At 70.0% G+C, this 5,569-nt stretch carries 2 protein-coding genes; both read left to right on the forward strand.

The window, feature by feature from the left end; all coding sequences use genetic code 11:
• The first annotated feature begins 9 nt into the window (after nucleotides 1–9).
• The gene (locus CCN42_RS46260; protein WP_367556400.1) at nucleotides 10–645 is read left to right on the forward strand and encodes a transposase; all 636 of its coding nucleotides are present in this window, start codon (nucleotides 10–12) and stop codon (nucleotides 643–645) included.
• Nucleotides 646–823: 178 nt separating this feature from the next.
• Nucleotides 824–5,569: non-ribosomal peptide synthetase (locus CCN42_RS32130; RefSeq protein ID WP_143662083.1), on the forward strand; the 4,746-nt coding region annotated here is incomplete at its 3' end.

Raw genomic sequence — 5,569 nt, forward strand, 5'->3', positions numbered from 1 at the left:
GGCCAGGGTGTGGGCGAAGCTCCACCGCCCGGTCCGTGCAACCACCCGCGGCGATGGTCGCATGCCCGCGGCCTCACACTGCGTGTCGCCCGCAAGGGCACCGACTCCAGGCAGCGGCTGGGCCGGCACCGCTGGACCATCGAGCGCGCCATGGCCTGGCTCGCCGGATGCCGGCGCCCGCACCGGCGCCACGAGCGCAAGGCCGGCCGCTTCCTGGCCTTCGCCAGGGTTGCCTGCGCTCATCTGCTGCCGCCGACTCGCCGATTGAGCTGCCCTGTGAGTGGCCGATACGGCCGAGAACACCGGACGGGCCAGACGGTCACGACGGCGCGTGCAGGCGGCCGACCGAAGCCTCTGAGACGCACCGGGGGTCACAGTGCGCTCCCTGCTCGATGTGTACCGACGGATCGCGAGGGCTGGGATCAGGACAGTCGGTCGGCCCGCCCCGCCCGGCGAGACGCCTTTCGGACCTCGCCATTCCGCGTTCGGCCCGCCGAACGTCGCCGCGATCGACCGCTCCCGGCGATGGCGCAATCTTCACCCCCTCTCATAAGTACCCCTATTCGGAATTCCAAGTGGGGCTTATGGTCTTCCTCCGAGAGGTCTGGCCGAGATGCTTCCTTGACATGTCTCGTTTGCAAATGACAGCCTTCCCGTGGCTGTTGCATGTATCCCGACGGCGAGGGAAATGACCATCCCGTCCAGCCGACGTGGGAGAGGTGCATCGCCTTTACCGAAGGCACACGGGGGTGCATGGTGCTGGGCCTCTGCGTGCTGCTGAAGTCGTCGAGGCAGGGGCAGGGCCAAGGTGAGAATTCTTCACGTGCTGGTCGGATCGGAACTCGGCCGGCTCGGGCAGGAAATAGCAGAGTACTTGGCGGACGCCGGGCATTTCGTCTGGACGCTGGACTGCGACCCGGTCGGACCGGCCGAGTGGCGGGCTCGGATGACCCACAACGCGGGCGTCGTCGACGAGGACACGCTCGTGGACCGGCGCCTCGACTACGTCTTCGGATCCGCGGCCGGCGCTGCACGCCGCCCGGACGTGCCGGTACTGACGCCAGAGCTGCGGGCCCTCGCGACCCGTCCCGAGGCGCGCTGCACAGTGCGGTTGACCGGGGGAGACGTGCTGGTGTGTGCGACACCGGCCGTCGGTGACCCGCACGCGGCGGTTCTCGACGCGTGCGTCGACGCGGTGATCCGCCTCTCCCGTGAGGGGCACGAGTCCCTCACGGCCGAGCCTCTGGACGAGCGCCCGGACGACCTGCCGGAGCTGCTGCGGATGGAGCGCGCGGCTGAGGCGCTGGCCGCGCGGGCGCGCGTCGCCGACCGCGCCGAGGACCGCTTCGATCTGGCTGATGCCGTCGGGCCCGACATCGCGGAGACCGCCGGGAGGAGGGAAATCCTGCGCTTCCCGTCCGTCGCGCCGATCTCACTCACGTCCGACCGCCTCGAATTGCTTTCCCTGGCCTTGCAGATGGTGTTGAACTCGCGCAAGGCCGGGACCTATGCGCACGACGTGCACACTTCCTCCGGTCGAATACGTAAATACCTGAACGTAGATCGGGGAATGCGTCACCAGGAGCTTTACGACCAGCTGAACGATCCGCTGTACCGGGCTCCGCGGAACGCCTTCTATGAATTCGGGGAGGTTTTTTCGGGGGCGCGTCCGTCGCGGGTTCTCGTGGACGCCGATGGGACCGCGCAGTCCGCCGACGCCCTTCTGGTCCTGCGCTGCGCCGACGACGGCAGTGGCCGGCTGGAGGTGGAGGCCCCTGCCGGATTGCCGTTCCTCGCCGTGCTGCGCGAACACGTCGACGCCTTCCTCGCCCGGCTGGAGCGGTTCGAGCAGGGCGCCGCCGCCTTCGGCGACGTGCTGTGCCTGCCGGAACCACTGCGGCACGCACTGACGGCGCGGGCACGCGAAACCCGTGCCCCGTACGACGACCGGCCCCTGCACCGCGTGATGGAGGAGCAGGTAGCGCGGCAGCCCGACGCGGTCGCCGTCGTCCACGGCGGGACGACCCTGACCTACCGGGAGTTCAACGAGGCGGCGAATCGTTTCGCCAGGCTGCTGCAGGAGCGCCACGACCCCCGACCGGGGGACCTGATCGCGCTGTACCTGGACCGCACCGAGCATCTGCTCGTCGCCGCGCTGGCCGTGCTCAAACTGGGCTGCGCCTACGTCCCGCTCGACCTCGGGTCACCCGCCCGCCGCAGCGCCGCGATCCTCGCCGACAGCCGGCCCGTTCTGCTCCTCAGCGACACGGCGCACCACGCCGGCCTGGCCGACATCGCCCCGGGCGTCCCCGTCGTCGTGGCCGACGCCGACGACGTACAGGCCGCGGCGGCCGCCTGCGACGGAGCCGACCTCGACGTGCGGGTCACCGGTTCCGACCTCGCCTACGTCATCTACACCTCCGGCACCACCGGCCGGCCCAAGGGCGTCGCCGTCGAGCACCACAGCTACCTCAACATCGCCCAGGACATCGGGCGCAGCGTCGGGTTCCGGCGCGGCGAGCGCATGCTGGCCGTGACCACCGTCGCCTTCGACATCTCCACGCTGGAGCTGTACATGCCGCTCCTGCACGGCGGCACCGTCGTCCTGGCCGGCCGTACCGACCTGCTCGACGTCGCCCGCCTGGTCGAACTGATCGAGGACGGTGTCTCCGTCGTCCAGGCGACGCCCTCCCTGTGGCATCTGATCGTCCAGAACCTCGGCGGCAAACGGCTGCCCGTGCGCGCCCTGAGCGGCGGCGAGGCCCTGCCGCCACGACTCGCCGCCGACCTCGCGGCCACCGTGGACCAGTGCTGGAACGTGTACGGCCCGACCGAGACCACCGTATGGTCCACGCGCCGCCTCCTCACCCCCGACGACCCACGGCCGCTGATCGGCACACCCGTCGCCAACACCCGCTGCTACGTCCTGGACGAGGAACTGCAACCGCTGCCCCCGGGCGTCGTGGGGGAGTTGTGCATCGCCGGCACCGGCCTGGCCCGCGGCTACCTGAACGCACCCAAGCTGACCGCCCGCCGCTTCGTCATCCCGCCGGCCGCGACCGACGGCACCGGGCCCGCCGTGCCCGAAGAGCGCCTCTACCGCACCGGTGACCTGGTGCGCGCCCTCCCGGACGGCGCACTGGAGTTCATCGGCCGCAACGACTTCCAGATCAAGCTGCGCGGACACCGCATCGAACTCGGCGAGATCGAGAGCGCGCTGACCGCCCACCCCGCCGTCGAGCAGAGCCTGGTCCTCGTCCACGAACCGCCCCGCGCACCCGGCGGCACCGACCCGTCCGCCGACGAGGCCCGCTATCTCGTCGCCTACTACGTGGCCCCCGAACCGCCCGACCGGGAGGACCTGCGGCGCCATCTGGCCGGGCTGCTGCCCGATTACATGATGCCGACGGTGTTCGTCCCGCTCGGCAGCATGCCGCTGAACGCCAACGGCAAGACGGACCGCGGGGCACTGCCGGACCCCGGGAAGTTCCTCACCGAGGGGTACGTCGCCCCCGCCGGCGAGCTGGAGAGCCGCCTGTGCGAGCTGTGGTCCGAGGTGCTGGGCGGCACCGGCGCGACCCGCCGGACCGTCGGCGTCACCGACGACTTCTTCCTGTCCGGCGGCAACAGCATCCTGGGCATCAAACTCGTCAACCGCATCAACAGCGAGCTGGGCTGCGACATCCGCATCCGCGACGTCTTCCGAGAGAAGACGGTCCGGCGGCTCGCCCCGCTCGTCGCCGCGAGCCTCGGCAGCTTCGCCTACCGCGACCACCTCCTCGACGGCACCGACACCGAGCACCTCCACGACCCGTTCCCGCTCACCAACGTCCAGCAGACCTACTACCTGGGCCGCTTCCACAACTTCGAACTCAGCAACGTCTCGACCCACGTCTACAGCGAGTTCCGTTACGGCAGCGTCGACCACGAACGGCTGGAGACCGCGTTCAACCGGCTCATCGAACGCCACCTCGCCCTGCGCACCGTCTTCACCGACGGCCAGCAGCGCTTCCTGCGCGAGGTCCCCTACCACCGCATCCCGTTCCACGACCTGCGCGACGAGACCGAGCTGGAGGAACTGCGCGGCCGATACGCCCACAAGCTGTACGACCCGGAGCGCTACCCGCTGTTCGACGTCGTGCTCAGCCGCCTCGACGGCGTCCTCCGGCTGCACATCAGCTTCGACGCCCTCGTCATCGACATGGCGAGCTTCGACATCCTCTTCGACGAGTGGGCACAGCTCTACGCCGATCCGGAGCGCTGCCTGCCCGACCTCGGCGTCAGCTACCGCGACTACGTCCTCCAGTACGAGAAGGTCCGCGACAGCGACCTGCTGATCCAGGCCCAGCAGTATTGGGAGGACAAGGCCGACGACTACCAGCTCGACCTCCGGCTGCCGCTGCGGGCCCACCCGTCGAGCGTCGACACCCCCGTCTTCCGGCGCAAGAGCCGGGTCGTCCCCGCCGCCGTCTGGGAGAAACTGGCCGACCGATGTCGCCGGCACGGCATCAGCCCGACGGCGCTCGTCGTGGAACTGTTCGGGCGGGTGCTCGGCCACTGGAGCGGCCAGGACCGGCTGTGCGTCAACCTCACCCTGTTCAACCGGCTGCCCCTGCACCCCGACATCAACGGTGTCATCGGCGACTTCACCGCCCTGGAACTCTTCGACCACCGCACCGAACACGGCACCGTCATCGGCGAGACCCTGCGCCGCGTCCACGGAGACCTGCTCCGCGACATCGAGCACAACCTCTTCGACGGCGTCGACTTCCAGCGGCTGCTGAAGACCCGCCAGTCCATGCCCATCAACAAGATCGTCGCCCCGGTCGTCCTCACCAGCACCCTGGGTGCTCCGGCCGACGCCAGCATGTTCGAACTCGTGCTGAACGACACCTACCAAGGTGTCGACCACGCCATCTCCCAGACACCGCAGGTGTGGCTCGACAACAAGGCCTACGAGACGGAAGAGGGGTTCGTCGCCGAGTGGGACTACGTCGAGCAGCTCTTCGACCCGGCCGTCCTCGACGCCATGCACGACAGCTACTGCCGGCTCATCGAGCACCTGGCCGAACTCGACTGGGAGACCGCCACGTTCCCGTCCCTGCCGGTGCCCGCGGACGACCTCGCGCTGATCGAGGCGGCCAACGCCACCGGTGAGGCCCCGGACCGCGACGACACCCTCTTCGGCCTGTACGAGGCCGGGCTGGACGATGGCCGCCGTGTCGCGGTGGCCGTCGTCGACGCGGGCAACGGCCGCAGCCACACCTACGGCGAGCTGTACGACGACTCGGATCGGCTCGCCCGCGTCCTGTCGACGCCCGGCACCCTCCCGGACCGCACCCGCATCGTCGGCGTGCTCGCGGAGAAGGGCTATCTGCAGGTCGTCGGCACCCTCGCCGTGATGAAGGCCGGTGCCGCCTACGTCCCGCTGAACGTCGAGTGGCCCGGCGGACGACTCGCCGAGGTCCTCGCGCAGGCGGGTGCGGGGGTGGTGCTGGTGTCGCGGGCGCAGGCGGTGCGGCCGGAGGTGGCCGAGCTGGGTGCGGGGTGCCGGGTGCTGGTGGTGGAG

The sequence above is a fragment of the Streptomyces glaucescens genome (genome assembly GCF_002154375.1).
Lineage (GTDB): Bacteria > Actinomycetota > Actinomycetes > Streptomycetales > Streptomycetaceae > Streptomyces > Streptomyces glaucescens.